We start from the raw sequence: 16,335 nt of genomic DNA on the forward strand, positions 1-16,335 counted from the left end.
AAAAATGTGGTGATACAACTTGATACCAAGACTGTTTACAGTTTTATGGATAGCTTAATCCCGATAAAGAAATATGTGCAAAAAGCCAAGGAGTTAGGATACAGTCATCTGGGCATGATGGATGTGAACAATCTCTATGGGGCTTATCATTTCTTAGAGGAAGCCGAATCTGCGGGACTGCAGCCGCTTTTAGGCTTGGAGCTGAGTCTGATCAAGGCAGAGCAGGAGCTTCATCTCCGTCTGCTGGCCTTGGACAGTCAAGGCTATCGCAATCTGATGAAAGTCTCGACTCTCAAGATGATGGGACAAAAAAACTGGGAGGATTTCCAGCATCTCTTTAAGGGGTTGGCTGTGATTGTTCCTGCTTTTGACGGAGTAGCAGATCTGGATTTGGGGTTGGATTTTTATGTTGGAGTCTTTCCAGCAACGCTCCAGCAGGAGTTTGGTCGACCAACCCTGCCCCTGCATACCGTCCGATATTTTGATAGGGGGGATTTGGAAACCTTGCAGATGCTCCGGGCTATTCGAGAAAATGCCAGCCTGCGGGAGATTGGCAGCCTTCCCAATCATGAGTTTTTGCTGGCACCAGATGCTCTGGCAGGAGCTTTTAAGGAAACTTTCCCAGAGAGTTTGGCTAATCTTGAGAAGCTAGTCCGTCATGTTCACTATGATATCAATAGGGAGCTGAAACTGCCCCGCTTTAATCGGGAGCGACCAGCCGTGGAAGAGTTGCGGGAGCGCTCCGAAGCTGGCTTAAAAAAACGCGGTTTAACAGGTAAACTTTATCAGGAACGGCTGGACCAGGAGCTGGCTGTCATTCATCAGATGGGCTTTGATGATTATTTTCTCATTGTCTGGGATTTGCTGCGCTTTGGTCGCAGTCAGGGCTACTATATGGGCATGGGCCGAGGATCTGCTGTTGGCAGTCTGGTGGCCTATGCTTTGGAGATTACTGGGATTGACCCAGTCAAGAACAACCTGCTCTTTGAGCGCTTTCTCAATCTAGAGCGCTATACCATGCCCGATATTGATATCGATATTCCTGATGTTTACCGGCCAGAGTTTATCCGCTATGTTCGTGACCGCTATGGCAGTATGCATGCGGCTCAGATTGTGACCTACTCGACTTTCGGAGCCAAGCAGGCCATTCGCGATGTTTTCAAGCGTTTCGGTCTGCCAGAGTATGAGCTAACCAATATCACCAAGAAAATCCGCTTCGGGGATAGTCTGACCTCTGCTTATGAGAAAAATATGGGCTTTCGTCAGATTATCAATAGCAAACTAGAATATCAAAAGGCCTTTGATATTGCTAAAAAAATTGAAGGTCATCCCCGTCAGACTTCTATCCATGCAGCCGGCGTTGTGATGAGTGACAATGACCTGACAGACCAGATACCGCTCAAATACGGTGAGGACATGTATATCACCCAATATGATGCCCACGGTGTGGAGAGCAACGGTCTGCTTAAGATGGACTTTCTGGGCTTGCGCAATCTGACCTTTGTCCAGCGGATGAAAGAAGCAACCCTGAAAAAATATGAGGTAGATATTGAGATTGCAGAGATTGACTTGGAGGATGCAGAAACTCTGAAACTCTTTGCGGCTGGCCAGACCAAGGGCATTTTCCAGTTTGAGCAGCCGGGTGCTATCAGCCTGCTCAAGCGGGTTCAGCCAGTTTGCTTTGAAGAAGTAGTGGCCACAACCTCTCTCAATCGTCCTGGAGCCAGTGATTACATCGACAATTTTGTCAAGAGAAAGCATGGGCTGGAGCAGGTGGAGCTGATTGATGACAGTTTGGCTGATATTCTAGCTCCGACTTACGGTATCATGCTCTACCAAGAGCAGGTTATGCAGGTAGCCCAGCGTTTTGGTGGCTTTAGTCTGGGGAAAGCCGATATTTTGCGGCGGGCAATGGGTAAGAAAAGTGCTGCTGAAATGCACCGCATGCAGGAGGACTTTGTTGCAGGTGCTCTCAAGCTAGGTCACTCGGAATCCAAAGCCAAGGAAGTCTTTGCTATTATGGAGAAGTTTGCTGGTTATGGCTTCAACCGCAGCCATGCCTACGCCTACTCAGCTCTGGCCTTTCAGTTGGCTTACTTCAAGGCTCATTATCCAGATGTTTTCTTTGATGTCATGCTCAATTATTCTAGCAGCGACTATATCACCGATGCCCTGAGTTTTGACTTTGAAACAGCGCCCCTCAGTATTAACAATATCCCCTACCATGATAAGTTTCAGGATAAGAAGATTTTTTTAGGCCTGAAAAATATCAAAGGCTTGCCTAGGGATTTGGCATACTGGATTATCGAAGAGCGACAAAATGCTGCCTTTACTGGGGTAGAAGACTTTATTCTGCGCCTGCCTCAGAATTACCATAAGATTCCGCTGCTGACTCCTCTGATCCAGCTGGGGCTCTTTGACAGTTTTGAGAAAAATCGCCAAAAAATTCTAGCCAATCTGCCTAATCTATTTGTATTTGCGGATGAGCTGGGCAGCCTCTTTGCGGATACGACCTACTCTTGGACAGAGGCTCAGGATTTTAGCGATGCTGAAAAGTTTGAGCTGGAACAGAGCATTATCGGTGTGGGGCTTAGTGATCACCCCTTGGTTAAACTGGCCAAAGAAGCGGACCAGCCCTTTAGCTGGATTAGTGAGCTGACCGAAAATAGCAGAGCTAGGATTTTAGCTCAAGTCCAGTCTATTAAGACTATCCGGACCAAAAAGGGCGAGAATATGGCCTTCTTGCAGGTTTCAGATACGAAGAAAAAACTGGATGTTACCCTCTTTCCTGATACCTATCGTCAGTTGGCCGAACGTATTAAGGAGAAGGGGATTTACTACTTGACCGGCAAGATGCAGGAACGGGATGGACGCTTACAGTTGGTCTTGTCAGATATAGAAGAAGCCACTACAGAACGGTTCTGGATAAAACTTGCTGGACATGAGCATGATCGGGCAATATCTCATATTTTGCAGAAATACCCCGGTAATATTCCGGTTGTCCTGCGCTATGAAGATGAGAAGCGAACCATATCTGCACCGCATTTCCGAGTGGAGAAATCGGAGCAGCTGCAAGAGGAATTGAAGAATTATACTATGAAAACGATTTTTCGTTAAAAAATATGGAAAATAAGAGAATTTTCATGATGATTGTGGTATAATCTATAAGAATGTTAAAAAGAAAAAGGAGCAAAAAGCGAAATGAAACGTATTGCTGTTTTGACTAGTGGTGGTGATGCCCCTGGTATGAATGCTGCCATCCGTGCGGTTGTTCGTAAAGCAATTTCCGAAGGAATGGAAGTTTACGGGATTTATGATGGTTACGCTGGAATGGTAGCTGGCGAGATTTATCCACTTGATGCGACATCAGTTGGTGACATTATTTCTCGCGGTGGAACTTTCCTTCACTCTGCTCGTTACCCTGAGTTTGCCCAAGTTGAAGGGCAGCTGAAAGGGATTGAGCAGCTTAAAAAACATGGAATCGAAGGTGTCGTTGTTATCGGTGGTGATGGATCTTACCACGGTGCGATGCGCTTGACAGAGCATGGCTTCCCAGCTGTCGGTGTTCCAGGAACCATTGACAATGATATCGTCGGAACAGACTTCACTATCGGTTTTGATACAGCTGTTACTACAGCCATGGATGCGATTGACAAGATTCGGGATACCTCATCCAGTCACCGTCGTACTTTCGTTATCGAAGTAATGGGACGTAATGCTGGTGATATTGCTCTCTGGGCAGGTATTGCATCTGGTGCGGACGAAATCATCGTTCCTGAAGAAGGTTTCAAGATCGAAGAAGTTGTTGAAAGCATTAAGAGTGGCTATGCCAAGGGTAAGAAGCACAACATCATCGTCTTGGCTGAGGGTGTCATGTCAGCGGATGAATTTGCTGAAAAGCTGAAAGAAGCTGGAGATATGAGCGATTTGCGTGTCACAGAGCTCGGACATATCCAGCGTGGAGGCTCACCGACTGCGCGTGACCGTGTTCTTGCATCTCGTATGGGAGCACATGCTGTTAAACTGCTTAAAGCAGGTATCGGCGGAGTTGCTGTTGGAATCCGCAATGAGCAGATGGTTGAAAGCCCAATCCTGGGAACTGCTGAAGAAGGAGCACTCTTTAGCTTGACTGCTGAAGGCAAGATTGTCGTCAATAATCCGCACAAGGCTGATCTGGACTTGGCTGATTTGAACCGCAGCATCAATATTTAATTATTATTTGTTATTCAGGCCAAGAGGCCAAATAGAGAAGGAGTTTCATACAATCATGAATAAACGTGTAAAAATCGTTGCAACATTAGGTCCTGCGGTAGAAATCCGCGGTGGTAAAAAATTCGGTGATGACGGATATTGGGGAGAAAAGCTGGATGTTGAAGCATCAGCTCAAAACATTGCTAAGTTGATTGAAGCTGGCGCAAACACATTCCGTTTCAACTTCTCACACGGTGACCATGCTGAGCAAGGAGAGCGCATGGCAACTGTTAAGCGTGCAGAAGAAATTGCTGGCCAAAAAGTTGGTTTCCTTCTTGATACAAAAGGACCAGAAATTCGTACAGAATTGTTCGAAGGCGATGCAAAAGAGTATTCATACAAGACTGGTGAAAAAATCCGTGTTGCTACTAAGCAAGGTATCAAATCTACTCGTGAAGTAATTGCTTTGAACGTTGCTGGCGGATTGGACATCTACGATGATGTTGAAGTTGGCCGTCAAGTATTGGTTGACGATGGTAAACTTGGTCTTCGTGTTATTGCTAAAGACGATGCTACTCGTGAATTTGAAGTAGAAGTTGAAAACGACGGCATCATTGCTAAGCAAAAAGGTGTGAACATCCCTAACACTAAGATTCCTTTCCCAGCACTTGCTGAGCGTGACAATGACGATATCCGCTTTGGTCTTGAGCAAGGAATTAACTTCATTGCTATTTCATTTGTACGTACTGCAAAAGACGTCAACGAAGTTCGTGCAATCTGTGAAGAAACTGGTAATGGCCATGTTCAATTGTTCGCGAAAATCGAAAACCAACAAGGTATCGATAACTTGGACGAAATCATTGAAGCTGCTGACGGTATCATGATTGCCCGTGGTGACATGGGTATCGAAGTACCATTCGAAATGGTTCCAGTTTACCAAAAGATGATCATCACTAAGGTAAATGCAGCTGGTAAAGTGGTTATCACAGCAACTAACATGCTTGAAACCATGACAGAAAAACCACGTGCAACTCGTTCAGAAGTATCAGACGTATTTAACGCTGTTATCGACGGAACTGATGCAACTATGCTTTCAGGCGAGTCTGCAAATGGTAAATACCCACTTGAGTCAGTAACAACAATGGCTACTATCGATAAGAATGCTCAAACCCTTCTTAACGAATATGGCCGTTTGACAACTGATAACTTTGAGCGTAACTCTAAGACTGAAGTTATGGCTTCAGCAGTTAAAGATGCTACAAACTCAATGGATATCAAGTTGGTAGTTACCCTTACTAAGACTGGTCACACAGCTCGCTTGATTTCTAAATACCGTCCAAATGCTGATATCTTGGCTATCACTTTCGACGAATTGACTCAACGCGGTCTTATGCTGAACTGGGGTGTAATTCCAGTGACTACAAACAGGCCATCTAACACAGATGATATGTTTGACATCGCTGAAAAGATTGCGGTTGAGCAAGGCTTGGTTGAATCTGGTGATGATATCGTTATCGTTGCTGGTGTGCCGCTTGGTGAAGCAGTTCGTACCAACACAATGCGTATCCGTACAGTACGTTAATCTAAGATAATAAAAAAGAGGCTCTTTGTCAACTGTAGTGGGTTGATGAAAAGCTATACCCTGGAGAGGACCAAATTGGTTCTCTCCTTTTTGATGTTCAAAGCAATGAGAATTCTAGTTTTAAAGTTGTCAAAGTTCCGGAAGCCAAAAGCATTTCGCTTGATGACTTTGATGATATTATTGGTAGCCTCTAGTTTTGCGTTTGAGTAGGGAAGTTCCAGTGCATTCATGATCTTGTCTTTATCTTTCGAAAAGGTCTTGAAAACAGTTTGAAAAATAGGATTTACAGAAGAAATTGTTTCTTCAATAAGACTAAAGAAATGTTCCGTTTGTTTCTCTTGAAAATGAAAGAGTAGGAGTTGATAGAGATTATAGTGCTGTCTAAGTTCTTGAGAGTATGAAAGCAGCTTTTCTAGAACCTCTTTATTGGTCAAGTGTGACCGAAAAGTTGGTCGATAAAAACGTTTATCACTGAGTTTACGGCTATCCTGTTGAATGAGTTTCCAGTAACGTTTCAGTTCTTTATATTCGTGCGATCTCCGATCAAACTGATTCATAATTTGGATGCGAAGACGATTCATAGCTCGACTGAGATGCTGGACAATGTGAAAGCGGTCGAGAACAATTTTTGCATTTGGAAAAAGTTTTCTAGCAATATCGTAGTAGGGACTAAACATGTCCATGATAATGACTTTCACACGACTTCTCACCTGTCTAGAATAACGAAGGAAATGATTGCGAATAGTTACTTGAGTCCGCCCATCAAGGATAGCTACGATCTTTCTGGAATCAAAATCCTGTGCAATGAAGCTCATCTTACCTTTCTTGAAGCCATACTCATCCCAAGACATGTGAGTTGGAAGGGAAGATAAATCTGTCTTGAATTTAAATTCTTTCAATTTACGAATGACTGTTGAAGTAGAGATGGATAAACTTTCGGCGATAGCAGTCATAGGGATTTTCTCGATTAATTTTTGAGTGATTTTCTGGTTGACGATCGTTGAGATTTGGTGGTTCTTCTTGACTAAGGAAGTCTCTGCGACAGCCATTTTCCCGCAGACTTTACAACGAAAACGTCGTTTTCTCAATCGAATGAGAGTCTTGTAGCCCGCACACTCTAGATAGGGAATTTTAGATTCTTTTTGGAAGTCATATTTAGCCATTTGTCCATGACAGTTGTGACATTTAGATGCAGGGTAATCAAGCTTAGCGATGATTTCTTTATGTGTTTTAGAATCCAGATAATTCAAGATTATAATGTTCTTGTCTTTAATTCCGAGTAAGTTTGTGATAAAATTTAATTGTTCCATAAGATTCTTTCTAATGATGGTTTGGTCACTTTTCATTATAGGTCTTATGGGACTTTTTTTCTACAACAAAATAGGCTCCATAATTCCTATGGTAGTTTTACCCACTACAGAAATTATAGAGCCAAAAAAGAACCGTTGATTGAAAAATCATCGGTTTTTTCTCTNGTCGAAGTGATGATCATTATCTTGTGTGGGAAGAAGGACACGTCAGCGTTTTGATTTTTGAAATAAGATTGTCCCTTTGTCTATTTTGTCTAAAAATGATATAATGGTATAAAAGAGATGGGAGAGACAGATGTTAAAGAGAGATTTATTAAGAAATGTCATTATTTTTTCAGTTCTAGCAGCTATCATTATAGGGTTGAGAGTTTTTATTTATACGCCTTATCGGGTGACTGAACAAGACAGCAATGCTTATGTGGCAAAGAATGACTTGGTCTTGGCGACGAGAAAGCAAGACATCAAGCGTGGAGACTTTGTCCTCTATGAAGTGGACGGTAAAGACTATGTCGGCCGGGTCATTGCCCAAGAAAAAGATCAGGTAACCTATATGGATGATCTCCTTTACCTGAACGGCCAGGTCATGTCGGAAGAATACATTGAGAAAATGCGCGAGAAATATTTGGCTTCAGCAGGAAGTTCGGGTTACTATACTCATGATTTCTCTATTATGGATTTAAAAGACTCAAAGTCTGATAAAATTACTAAAGATTCTTATCTGATTCTTAATGACCGACGTGAAAATACCAAGGACAGCCGAGAATTTGGACTCATAAAAGCCAGTCAAATCAAGGGAGTGGTGGAGTTCCGACTCTCACNTCTTAATGAATTTGGTTTTATTANGAATAAGTAAATTGAAGTCTATTTTCAACCAAGGCAGGGCGAGCCTTGGTTTTTTTCTTTGAAAATCAACTTTAAAGTTACAAGTAAACATAAAGATACTTGTCCTGATGTGGTATACTAATATCAAAAGACCGCAAAAAGGAGATTGCTTTTGAAGTCAAGAAAGAAGAAATTATTATTTTTTGCTATACTGGCTCTAAATTTTTTGACAGCATGCAGCAGTATAGTAAATAGAGATGGTGAAAATCCAAGGGAAATTTATGGAAAGAGGATTCCGTTAGTCTCATAGTAAATGACACCAGTTATATCCCACATGTTTCTTTGGACTCAAAAGATGAAAACTATAATATAAATGATAGCTCTCACACTGATTCGACAGAATTGACTTTTCGTCTGAAAAAGAAAGAGAAGGTCACAAGTTTTAAAGATGCGGGTGAGACGGATGTTATTTACTCTGGACAAAATGCTTGGCTGACGACTGAGGAAAAAGTAAAGGTGCGCAATCAGGAAGAGGGGCTGGCTTTATTTTTACTGAATCACTATGAAAATGTTGAAAAAATTGAATTTACAAAGATTTCAAGAAAGCCTTTTGGACAGGCAAGAGAAACTACGTTCCTTGTTAATGATAAGATAAAGATTTATACCTACCTAGATGATAGCTATGACAACTATCATTTGTCTTATAATCCTGAAAAAGACGGCCTGAAAGCTAAAGAGAAACCAACAAATTTGCAAAGTCTAGATAGTATTACTGTTATCTATTATACGGGGAAATGAATGATGTGTTGCAATGAAAAAGCCAGACTGACTTAGTCATCAGACTGGTTTTTTCGTGTCTCTTGGTGAAAGATGTTTTGCCATACTTCGTGGCGGCGCCAGAGGCTGGTATGGATGACACCGTCCATTTCATAGCGGATGAGCTTGGTTTTCTGGCTGACAGAAAGCAGTTCAAAGTTTTTGATAGGTGTTTTTGAGGCTCTTTCTACCTGAAATTCAGCCTTGTTCAGCTGTCGGCCATCTTGGGAAATATAGAGAAATTCTGCTGACAGAAGCGTATCCAGTTGGCTGCCTTGCTCCACGAGCTGCTCACGCATGAGCAAGTTTGGGTAAAGATTTTCCAATCTCTCATCTTCAGGAATGGGAGCGGGCTCGATATGAATGTCAATGTCAAAGACCCCAAAGCGCTCCATCAACATATCCTCAACTTGGTCCGCAATCTCATGGCTTTCAAAAACAGATAAATCTGGATTCATTTCAAGAATAATATCTAGATAGATATTACTGCCATAGGTCCTACCCCGCTGGGACTTAACCTGAGTGATTTTAGGAATTTCCAGGATAGCTTGCTTGTAGTCCTGCAGCAGGCTTTCATCAAAGCCGTCGGACAGGCTGAAGGAAGATTCCATAAAGATGTCATAGGCTGTCTTAAGAATGAAGAAGGTAATGACAATGGCTGCCAGCTTATCAACTATTGGAAAGTTAAAGGCGCTGGCAATGATAGCAACTGAAGTGCCGATAGAAGTGACAGCGTCTGACAGGTTGTCCTTGGCTGCAGCATCCAGAGCCTTGGAGTGAGCTTTTTTAGCCAGTGTTTTATTGTAAAAATAAACACCTAACATAATGATTGCCGAGATGATTCCGACCACGGCACCAATAGGGTCAAGCTTGGTTTCTTGGTTGGAGATGATTTTCTGAATGGTTTCTATCAAGACATCAAATCCAACGAAAAACATGATAAAAGATGTGACGAGACTGGCCAGATCTTCTATCTTCCAGTGGCCGAAGCGATGGTCACGGTCGGCTGGTTTTCTGGCCATACGCAGGCCAATTAAAACGGCGATATTAGCCACAATATCAGAGACATTGTTGAAGCCATCGGCTGTCAGACTGGAGGACTGGAGAGTGGAGCCTGCGATAATCTTGACCGCGGAGAGAATCAGATAGGTAGCGATGGAAAGGATGGCTCCTCTCTCCGCTAGCTTCAGATTGTTACTAGGATTTTTCATGACAGCCTTTCTTTCTAAGTGGGGCAGCAGAATGGAAAAGAGACTTGAGAAGAAATGTCATCTCTGGACAGATGTTCTAAGTCTCATATGGGCATATTATAGCAAAAATAGGCCTGATTTTCAATTTCCTTCGGGCTTAGGGCGTCTTAAATGACTTTTCCTAAAATCTAATCTAAAATCAGAAATTCCTCTTCTTTCTGGTTTAGCTTCATCAGGATTTTTGTTATAATAGTAGCATTGACTTTGAAAGAGGAAGAAAAATGCATCCTTTATTAAACGGTATGAATGACCGTCAGGCTGAGGCGGTCCAGACAACAGAAGGGCCTTTGCTGATAATGGCGGGAGCTGGTTCGGGTAAGACCCGTGTCCTGACCCACCGTATTGCCTATTTGATTGATGAGAAGATGGTCAATCCTTGGAATATCCTTGCCATTACCTTTACTAATAAGGCTGCGCGGGAGATGAGAGAACGGGCTGAAAAACTTAAAACGGAGGCCCAAGACTGCTTAATTGCCACCTTCCACTCCATGTGTGTGCGCATCCTGAGGCGAGAGGCAGACCATATTGGCTACAACCGCAACTTCACAATCGTTGATCCAGGCGAACAGCGGACTCTGATGAAACGGATTCTTAAAAATCTCAATCTAGATCCTAAAAAGTGGAATGAGCGCGCCATTCTGGGTACTATTTCTAATGCTAAGAACGACCTGATTGATGAGGTGACCTATGCGAATCTAGCTGGTGATATGTATACAGAGATTGTGGCTAAGTGTTACACGACCTATCAAAAGGAATTGCGCCAGTCTGAGGCCATGGACTTTGATGACTTGATCATGCTTACTTTGCGACTTTTTGATCAAAATCCTGACGTCCTAACCTACTACCAGCAACGCTATCAGTACATCCATGTGGACGAGTATCAGGATACCAACCATGCCCAGTACCAGCTGGTTAAGCTCTTGGCTTCCCGCTTTAAGAATATCTGTGTGGTCGGAGATGCTGACCAGTCTATCTATGGCTGGCGGGGAGCTGATATGCAGAATATCCTGGACTTTGAAAAAGATTATCCAGAAGCTAAGGTAGTTCTTCTGGAGGAAAATTATCGTTCCACCAAAACCATCCTTCAGGCAGCTAATGAAGTCATCCGAAACAACCGAAACCGCCGTCCTAAAAATCTCTGGACTCAAAACGAAGACGGTGAGGAAATTGTCTACTATCGGGCTAATGACGAGCAGGACGAGGCTCTCTTTGTCGCCCGAACTATTGATCAGCTGAGCCGAGAAGGATACAGTCATAAGGATTTTGCAGTTCTTTACCGGACCAATGCCCAGTCACGGACAGTGGAGGAAGCCCTGCTAAAGTCCAATATTCCCTATACTATGGTCGGTGGCACCAAGTTCTACAGCCGCAAGGAGATACGCGATGTTATTTCTTATCTCAATCTTATTGCCAATCCTAGCGACAATATCAGCTATGAGCGAGTGGTAAATGAGCCCAAACGTGGTGTCGGTCCAGGAACGGTGGAGAAAATTCGGAATTTTGCAGCCAGTCAGGAAATCTCCTTGCTAGATGCGTCGGCTAATATCCTGCTGTCGCCAGTCAAGGGCAAGGCAGCTCAGGCGGTCTATGATTTTGCCAATCTGCTTCTGGATTTACGGGAGCGCTTGAATGACTTTACAGTGACGGAGCTGGTAGAAGCCGTTTTAGAAAAGACAGGTTATACTGCATACTTGGCAGCCCAGGCAACCTTGGAAAGCCAAGCACGGATTGAAAATATTGAAGAATTCCTGTCTGTAACCAAGAACTTTGATGAAAGTCCAGACAATCCTGCTGATGAGTCTGGTCTTGACAAGCTCAGCCGTTTTCTCAATGACTTAGCCTTGATTGCAGATACAGACGACGGAGATCAGGAGAGTTCTGAAGTGACTTTGATGACCCTTCACGCGGCTAAGGGATTGGAATTTCCAGTCGTCTTTCTAGTTGGAATGGAGGAAAATGTCTTCCCTCTGAGCCGAGCATCTGAAGATGAGGATGAATTGGAAGAGGAGCGGCGTCTTGCTTACGTTGGCATCACCCGAGCAGAGAAGATTCTCTATCTGACCAATGCCAATTCCCGTATGCTTTATGGTAAAACCAACTATAATCATCCTACTCGCTTCTTGAGAGAAATCAGTTCAGACTTGCTAGACTATCAGGGACTGGCTCGGCCGGCAAATAGCTCCTTTAAGGTCAGTTACACCAATAGCGATACTAGCAAATTCGGTCAGGGCATGAGTCTAGCCCAGGCTCTACAAGAGCGGAAGCGTCAGGCGGCTCCTAATTCGATTTCTACTGGCAGTCTGCCTTTTGGAAAGAGCAGTCAGAGCCAGCCATCTAAGCCTGAAGTTGCTTGGGCTATCGGAGATATTGTCCACCATAAGAAATGGGGCGATGGAACAGTTTTGGCAGTCTCTGGCAGTGGAAACAGTCAAGAGCTCAAGATTAATTTCCCAGAAGTTGGTCTGAAGAAAGTGCTGGCCAGCATAGCACCGATTGAGAAAAAATCATGATGAGACAGTCGATTGAAGCCTGGATCTATCATCCAGAGGATGGAGAAATCCTGCTCTTGAAAGTGGAGGATGAGAAAGTTTCCTTTTGGCAGCCCATTACTGGTGGGATTGAGAGCGGTGAGAGCCCAGAAGAAGCCTGCCTTCGTGAAATAAAAGAGGAGACCGGCTTGCTCTTAGCTTGTTCAAATCTGACTAGTCTTGGAGATATTACGGTAAAGATTGATGAAAATCTGTCTATCCACAAGAATCTTTTTCTAGTTCTGACAGAACAGAAGGAAATCCAGCTTTCAGATGAGCATGTAGGAGCTCAGTGGGTAGCTTTAGACAAAGTTTCGTCGCAGCTGTACTGGCCCAGCAATCAGGCGACTTTTGAGATTATAACTGAGAAGCTATAAGATATAGCTTCTCTTTATTTCTTTTGATAAGGAAATTCTATTAGTCAAGCGAGACGTTTAGTGGTAGACTTATCACATAACTATAGTGAGGTGACCTTATGACACGTGAATTTAAATTTGAAACCCTGCAGCTTCATGCCGGACAAACAGTGGACCCGACAACTAAGTCGCGGGCTCTGCCTATTTACCAGACAACTTCCTATGTGTTTGACGATACTCAGGAGGGAGAAGATCTCTTTGCCCTACGCAAGCCGGGAAATATCTACACTCGGATTACCAATCCGACCCTGTCTGCTTTTGAGGAGCGGATTGCGGCTTTGGAGGGTGGAGTCGGAGCCCTAGCAACAGCTTCTGGTATGGCGGCCCTTACCTATACCGTTCTAGCTTTGGCGCATGCTGGCGACCATGTAGTGGCAGCCTCCACCATCTACGGCGGCACCTTTAATTTGCTCAAGGAAACCCTGCCTCGCTATGGCATTACCACGACTTTTGTGGATATTGAAAATCTGGCTGAAGTAGAAGCAGCCATTCAGGACAATACCAAGCTGGTTCTGATTGAAAGCTTGGGCAATCCTTTGATTAATATTCCTGACTTTGAAGCTTTGGCAGAGCTGGTTCATGCTCACAAGATTCCGTTGATTTCTGACAATACCTTTGCTACGCCTTATTTGATCAATGTCTTTTCTCATGGAGTGGATATCGCGGTGCATTCTGCGACCAAGTTTATCGGCGGTCACGGAACCAGCATCGGCGGTGTGATTGTGGACAGCGGTCGCTTCGACTGGGAAGCTTCTGGCAAGTTTCCACAGTTTGTTGATCCGGACCCGAGTTATCATGATATCAGTTATACGCGCGATGTCGGAGCAGCAGCCTTTGTCACTGCTGTCCGGACTCAGCTCTTGCGTGATACGGGCGCAGCCATGTCCCCCTTCAATGCCTTTCTCTTCCTGCAGGGCTTGGAAACTCTCTCTTTGCGAGTAGAGCGCCATGTGTCCAATGCCGAGAAGATTGTAGATTTCCTAGCAGGGCATCCTAAGGTTGAGCAGGTCAATTATCCCAAGCTTGCTGACAGTCCTTATCATACTTTAGCAGAAAAATATTTTCCTAAAGGCGTGGGCTCAATTTTCACCTTTAATGTCAAAGGTGGGGAGAAAGAAGCTCGTAAAGTTATTGACAGCCTGGAGATTTTCTCTGACTTGGCCAATGTAGCAGATGCTAAGTCTCTGGTCGTCCATCCAGCTACGACGACTCATGGTCAGATGTCGCCAGAAGATCAGCTGGCAGCAGGCATTACACCAAATCAAATCCGTCTCTCTATTGGCCTTGAAAATGTGGATGACTTGATTGAGGATTTGAGGATTGCCTTGGAATCTATCTAATTTTCAAGGCTTCTAGACAGAGCAAATAAGAATAAAACTAGGTTTTCGCCTAGTTTTTTGTTATAATAGAATGGAATATATAAAAATAGTAGGTAATTTAAATGACAATTTCGGTGATTGTTCCGTGCTTTAATGAAGAAGAATCTATTCCTTTGTTTCATGAAGCTATGGAAGCGGTGAAATATCAAATCCGTGACCAGTTTGAATATATTTTTGTCAATGACGGATCGACAGACCAAACCTTGGCTGTTTTGCGTGAGCTCAGCAGTCGCTGTCCAGATGTGCACTATCTGTCCTTTTCTCGTAATTTCGGGAAAGAAGCAGCCCTCTATGCTGGTTTGCAAGAGGCGAGCGGGGATTTGGTGACAGTCATGGATGTGGACTTGCAGGATCCGCCAGAGCTTTTGATTGAGATGAAGGCTATGCTGGGCTCGAATCCTNAGCTGGACTGTGTGGGAACCCGCCGCACTACTCGTGAGGGAGAGCCGCCAATCCGAAGCTTTTTTGCCAATTTGTTCTATAAGCTGATTAACAAGATTAGTCAGGTAGAGATGGTAGATGGTGCGCGTGACTTCCGACTGATGCGCCGCCAGATGGTAGAAGCCATTCTGGAAGTTTCAGAGTACAATCGCTTCTCTAAGGGAATTTTTGCCTGGGTTGGCTTCAATACCGAGTACTTGGAATACAAAAATGTTGAACGAGTGGCTGGTAAGACCTCTTGGAATTTCTGGTCTCTTTTCAACTATTCTTTGGAAGGCATCGTCAATTTCTCTGATGCACCGCTCAACATCGCTTTTTTAGGGGGCATCCTGTCTTGGATTTTAGCCTTCATCCTGATGGCAGTAATTATTATCCGTACCTTGGTTTTTGGTGATCCGACATCGGGTTGGCCGTCCCTCATGACCGTCATTCTCCTTATCGGAGGATTCCAGCTGCTGACCATCGGTATCCTAGGTAAATACATCGGCAAAATCTTCATGGAAACCAAGCATCGTCCAATTTATGTGATAAAAGAGAAGAGTAAATAAGNTAGCAGATTTTTTCTGCTTTTTTTGTTATAATAAACTCATTGAACGTTTATGATGTGAAAGGAAAGACAAATGATTTTAATTACAGGTGCGAATGGACAGCTGGGTACAGAGCTTCGCTATCTTTTGGATGAGCGCAATGAGGAGTATGTGGCTGTTGATGTAGCAGAAATGGATATTACCAATGACCAAATGGTGGACAAGGTCTTTGCGGAGGTCAAGCCAAGCTTGGTTTATCACTGCGCAGCCTATACCGCTGTTGATGCGGCAGAGGACGAAGGAAAAGAGCTGGACTATGCCATCAATGTGACTGGGACTGAAAATGTGGCAAAAGCTGCAGAAGCACACGGGGCAACCCTGGTCTACATCTCAACAGACTATGTCTTTGACGGACAAAAGCCTGTCGGTGAGGAGTGGGAAGTAGATGACCGGCCGGATCCGCAGACTGAGTATGGCCGTACCAAGCGTATGGGCGAGGAGCTGGTTGAGAAACATTCCAGCCGTTTCTACATTATCCGTACTGCCTGGGTCTTTGGTAACTACGGTAAAAACTTTGTTTTTACCATGCAAAATCTTGCCAAGACGCACAAAACTCTGACCGTGGTCAATGACCAGCATGGCCGTCCGACTTGGACTCGTACGCTGGCTGAATTTATGACTCATTTGGCTGAAAATCAAAAGGAATTTGGTTATTACCATCTGTCTAATGATGCGGCAGAGGACACGACATGGTATGACTTTGCAGTGGAAATTCTCAAAGATACAGATGTGGAAGTCCAACCGGTTGATTCCAGCAAATTCCCGGCCAAGGCTAAGCGGCCTTTCAACTCAACTATGAGCTTGACCAAGGCCAAGTCTACAGGCTTTGTCATTCCGACTTGGCAGGATGCCTTGAAAGAGTTTTACAAGCAAGAGAAGAAACAGTGATATTCTTTGAAGTTTATAACAGCGACAGAACTTAGTCTCAGACTAGGTTCTGTTTTTTTTCTAGCAGACTCAAGAAGTGATTTTCAGGTGCGTGCTCTGGTGGAGAAAGAGCTGGCTTGAAGATG

Annotated in this window: 11 protein-coding genes and 1 pseudogene; 10 read left to right on the plus strand and 2 right to left on the minus strand. The window is 43.9% G+C overall.

Annotated features, from left to right (window positions below; all coding sequences use genetic code 11):
- Positions 1-6: 6 nt before the first annotated feature.
- From D8886_RS06330 to pyk, 3 genes are all read left to right on the plus strand, one after another.
- Positions 7-3,117, plus strand: a complete 3,111-nt coding sequence (locus tag D8886_RS06330; protein ID WP_312023308.1) for a DNA polymerase III subunit alpha — start codon at positions 7-9, stop codon at positions 3,115-3,117.
- An 84-nt stretch (positions 3,118-3,201) separates the two neighbouring features.
- The gene (gene pfkA / locus D8886_RS06335) at positions 3,202-4,212 is read left to right on the plus strand and encodes a 6-phosphofructokinase (RefSeq protein WP_125434661.1); all 1,011 of its coding nucleotides are present in this window, start codon (positions 3,202-3,204) and stop codon (positions 4,210-4,212) included.
- A 55-nt stretch (positions 4,213-4,267) separates the two neighbouring features.
- The gene (pyk, locus tag D8886_RS06340) at positions 4,268-5,773 is read left to right on the plus strand and encodes a pyruvate kinase (protein ID WP_125434663.1); all 1,506 of its coding nucleotides are present in this window, start codon (positions 4,268-4,270) and stop codon (positions 5,771-5,773) included.
- Positions 5,774-5,826: 53 nt separating this feature from the next.
- On the opposite strand, the gene D8886_RS06345 is transcribed toward pyk, so the two are convergent.
- Positions 5,827-7,083, minus strand: coding sequence for an ISL3 family transposase (locus D8886_RS06345; protein WP_125434665.1), 1,257 nt, complete (start codon positions 7,081-7,083; stop codon positions 5,827-5,829).
- Between the two features lie 295 nt (positions 7,084-7,378).
- Here D8886_RS06345 and lepB point away from each other — a divergent pair, with 295 nt between their 5' ends.
- On the plus strand, positions 7,379-7,936 hold the full coding sequence (gene lepB, locus D8886_RS06350) for a signal peptidase I (RefSeq protein ID WP_125434667.1): 558 nt from the start codon (positions 7,379-7,381) through the stop codon (positions 7,934-7,936).
- Positions 7,937-8,077: 141 nt separating this feature from the next.
- Positions 8,078-8,703 (plus strand): annotated as a pseudogene (locus D8886_RS06355) (hydrolase).
- A 32-nt stretch (positions 8,704-8,735) separates the two neighbouring features.
- Here the strand turns inward: D8886_RS06355 and D8886_RS06360 are convergent.
- Positions 8,736-9,932 (minus strand): cation diffusion facilitator family transporter, encoded by a 1,197-nt coding sequence (locus tag D8886_RS06360; RefSeq protein WP_125434669.1) that lies wholly within the window; start codon positions 9,930-9,932, stop codon positions 8,736-8,738.
- 260 nt (positions 9,933-10,192) lie between these two features.
- On the opposite strand from D8886_RS06360, the gene pcrA reads away from it, so the two are divergent.
- The 5 genes from pcrA (at position 10,193) to rfbD (ending at position 16,210) form a co-directional block, all read left to right on the plus strand.
- Positions 10,193-12,481 carry a DNA helicase PcrA gene (pcrA, locus tag D8886_RS06365; RefSeq protein ID WP_125434671.1) on the plus strand — a complete coding sequence of 763 codons (2,289 nt, stop codon included), beginning with the start codon at positions 10,193-10,195 and terminating at the stop codon, positions 12,479-12,481.
- Positions 12,478-12,876, plus strand: a complete 399-nt coding sequence (locus D8886_RS06370) for an NUDIX hydrolase (protein ID WP_061602706.1) — start codon at positions 12,478-12,480, stop codon at positions 12,874-12,876. The genes pcrA and D8886_RS06370 overlap by 4 nt, the downstream gene beginning before the upstream one ends.
- A gap of 98 nt (positions 12,877-12,974) precedes the next feature.
- Positions 12,975-14,255 carry an O-acetylhomoserine aminocarboxypropyltransferase/cysteine synthase family protein gene (locus tag D8886_RS06375; protein ID WP_125434673.1) on the plus strand — a complete coding sequence of 427 codons (1,281 nt, stop codon included), beginning with the start codon at positions 12,975-12,977 and terminating at the stop codon, positions 14,253-14,255.
- Positions 14,256-14,356: 101 nt separating this feature from the next.
- Entirely contained in the window at positions 14,357-15,283 is a 927-nt protein-coding gene (locus D8886_RS06380; protein WP_125434675.1) for a glycosyltransferase family 2 protein, read from the plus strand.
- Between the two features lie 72 nt (positions 15,284-15,355).
- The gene (gene rfbD, locus D8886_RS06385; RefSeq protein ID WP_125434677.1) at positions 15,356-16,210 is read left to right on the plus strand and encodes a dTDP-4-dehydrorhamnose reductase; all 855 of its coding nucleotides are present in this window, start codon (positions 15,356-15,358) and stop codon (positions 16,208-16,210) included.
- Positions 16,211-16,335 lie beyond the last annotated feature (125 nt).

Source organism: Streptococcus sanguinis, from assembly GCF_003943655.1.
GTDB classification, from domain to species: Bacteria; Bacillota; Bacilli; order Lactobacillales; family Streptococcaceae; genus Streptococcus; species Streptococcus sanguinis_F.

Coding starts and splice junctions, on each gene's coding strand:
- pfkA (WP_125434661.1), top strand. CDS start 3,202: ATGAAACGTATTGCTGTTTTGACTAGTGGTGGTGATGCCCCTGGTATG.
- D8886_RS06370 (WP_061602706.1), top strand. CDS start 12,478: ATGATGAGACAGTCGATTGAAGCCTGGATCTATCATCCAGAGGATGGA.
- D8886_RS06360 (WP_125434669.1), bottom strand. CDS start 9,932: ATGAAAAATCCTAGTAACAATCTGAAGCTAGCGGAGAGAGGAGCCATC.
- pyk (WP_125434663.1), top strand. CDS start 4,268: ATGAATAAACGTGTAAAAATCGTTGCAACATTAGGTCCTGCGGTAGAA.
- D8886_RS06375 (WP_125434673.1), top strand. CDS start 12,975: ATGACACGTGAATTTAAATTTGAAACCCTGCAGCTTCATGCCGGACAA.
- rfbD (WP_125434677.1), top strand. CDS start 15,356: ATGATTTTAATTACAGGTGCGAATGGACAGCTGGGTACAGAGCTTCGC.
- D8886_RS06345 (WP_125434665.1), bottom strand. CDS start 7,083: ATGGAACAATTAAATTTTATCACAAACTTACTCGGAATTAAAGACAAG.
- pcrA (WP_125434671.1), top strand. CDS start 10,193: ATGCATCCTTTATTAAACGGTATGAATGACCGTCAGGCTGAGGCGGTC.